General features: G+C 73.6%; 2 protein-coding genes. One reads left to right on the top strand and one right to left on the bottom strand.

Annotation, left to right across the window (positions count from 1 at the left end; genetic code table 11):
• Window positions 1-241: 241 nt before the first annotated feature.
• On the bottom strand, window positions 242-1,498 hold the full coding sequence (locus HW577_RS23980; protein ID WP_332837803.1) for a class I SAM-dependent rRNA methyltransferase: 1,257 nt from the start codon (window positions 1,496-1,498) through the stop codon (window positions 242-244).
• Here HW577_RS23980 and panC point away from each other — a divergent pair.
• On the top strand, window positions 1,497-2,196 hold a 700-nt coding region (gene panC / locus HW577_RS23975; protein WP_198378614.1), incomplete at its 3' end, for a pantoate--beta-alanine ligase. The two genes, HW577_RS23980 and panC, sit on opposite strands and share 2 nt — an antisense overlap.

The raw sequence follows: 2,196 nt of genomic DNA, 5'->3' as shown, positions 1-2,196 counted from the left end.
GCGCCAGATCGCCGGCAGCCGCGGATCGGGCGCAATCGGCACGGCGATGCCATCCGCCTCGAACAGCGTCGCGCGCCAGGCGCGGGCGAGCCCCGGCCTCATGCCGCAGGCCGGCGCGCGCGCCGGTCTGGCGTACCACCGCGCGCATAAGGACCAGACGCGGGCGTCGGACGCATCCGCCCGGGTGCCGGCGCGGCCCGCGGCCGTTCCGCCGCCAGTCCGGGACGTGGTCCGCCGGGCATCATCCCAGGTGCAGCAACATGCCCTTCAGATACGCGCTTTCCGGCAGCATCGGATGGAGCGGATGGTCCGGCCCGGCGCCGCCCATGTGCAGGATCCTCGCTTCACGGCGCGCGCGCTGCACGCCCCAGATCACCGCATCGGCGAATTCGCCCGAGGCGACATGGTGGGAACAGGAGGCGATGAAGAGAAAGCCGCCCGGCGAGACCAGCGCCGCCGACATGCGCGCGAGCTTGCCATAGGCCCGCAGCGCCGCCGGCTGGTCCTTGCGCGCCTTGGCGAAGGCCGGCGGGTCGGAGACGACGATGCCGAAGCGCTTTCCCTCCGCGCCGAGTTTTTCCAGCACCTCCATCGCATCGCCGCGCAGCGTCGAGACCCGGTCCGCGACCCCGTTCACCGCCGCGGCCTGCCTGGCCGTCGCCAGCGCATGCTCGCTGCGGTCGAGCAGCGTCACGGACGCGGCACCCGCCACCGCGCAGCCGATGCCGAAGCCGCCGGTGTGGCAGAAGGCATCGAGCACCGTCGCGCCCTTCGCCAGCCGCGCGACGCGCGCGCGATGTTCGCGCTGGTCGAAGAACCAGCCGGTCTTCTGCCCGCCGAGCAGGTCGACCGGGAAGCGCAGCCCGTTCTCGATCACCGTCGCGCCAGCGGCGTCGCCGGCGAGCAGCCGCACCTCCTCCGACAGCCCTTCGAGCGCCCGCACGCCGGCATCGTTGCGCGCGACGATGCCGCGCGGGGCGATCAGCGCCGTGAGCGCCTCGAGGATCGCGGGGGTCGCCGCCTCCATCCCCGCCGTATTGGCCTGCAACGCGACCATGTCGCCGTAGCGGTCGATGATCAGGCCGGGCAGCCCGTCGGCCTCGGCATGCACAAGCCGGTAATGGGGTGCGTCGAACAGCCGGTCCCGGAGGGCAAGTGCTGCGCCGATCCGCGCGCGGAACCAGCCGGCATCGCAGGGCGCGTCCGGATCGGCATCGAGCCTGCGTGCCGCGATCAGCGAATGCGGGTTGAAATGCCAGGCGCCGTGCCGGACGCCGTCATCGCCTTCCACCCGCACCACGCTACCGGGCGGCAGGGCCTTCGCGGCCGGGGTCATGGCGATCTCGTTGGAGAAGGCCCAGGGGTGGCCCGCCTTCACCCGCTTGTCGCGGCCGGGCAGAAGGCGGATCAGGGGGCGGTCCGGCAATGCGTTCATGGCGGGCGGACCATGCAGTGGCGCGGCTTGCCCGTCCACGCCCGAGGCGTAGGGTGCGGCCATGCAGATCTGCCGGGACCTGCCCTCGCTCCGCGCCGCCACGGCCGCGCTCCGCGCCGCGGGGCGGCGCCTCGCCCTCGTGCCCACCATGGGTGCGCTGCACGAAGGCCATGTCGCGCTGGTCCATGCCGGGCGGCGGGAGGCGGACGCCGTCGCCGCCTCCATCTTCGTCAATCCGCTGCAGTTCAACGCCAGCGAAGACCTCGCGCGCTATCCGCGCGACGAGGAAGGGGACCTTGCGAAGCTCCGCGCCGCGGGATGCGACCTGGTCTGGATGCCGCCGGTCGAGGCGATGTACCCGCCGGGCAGCGCGACGGTGGTGGAGGTCTCGGGCCCCTCCGCCGGCTGGGAGGGCGATGCGCGGCCGGGCCATTTCCGCGGCGTCGCGACCGTCTGCTGCAAGCTGTTCCTGCAATCGGGCGCGGAGGTCGCGGCCTTCGGGGAGAAGGACTGGCAGCAATTGCAGGTCGTGACGCGCATGGCGGCCGACCTCGACATTCCCATCCGCATCCTGCCGGTGCCGACGGTGCGGGAGGCGGATGGCCTCGCCCTCTCCTCCCGCAACCGCTTCCTGACACCGGCGGAACGCGGGACGGCGCCGCTGCTGCATCGCGTGATGACGGAGGCCGCGGCGACGATCGCCGGCGGCGCGCCGGTGCCGGGCGCGCTGGCCGATGGCGCGGCGCGGCTGGTCGCGGCCG

This window comes from Neoroseomonas rubea, assembly GCF_016106015.1.
Classification (GTDB): domain Bacteria; phylum Pseudomonadota; class Alphaproteobacteria; order Acetobacterales; family Acetobacteraceae; genus Neoroseomonas; species Neoroseomonas rubea.
Note: the sequence above shows the minus strand (reverse complement) of the source record. Positions and strands in the feature narration are given on the sequence as shown.

Coding starts and splice junctions, on each gene's coding strand:
- HW577_RS23980 (WP_332837803.1), bottom strand. CDS start 1,498: ATGGCCGCACCCTACGCCTCGGGCGTGGACGGGCAAGCCGCGCCACTG.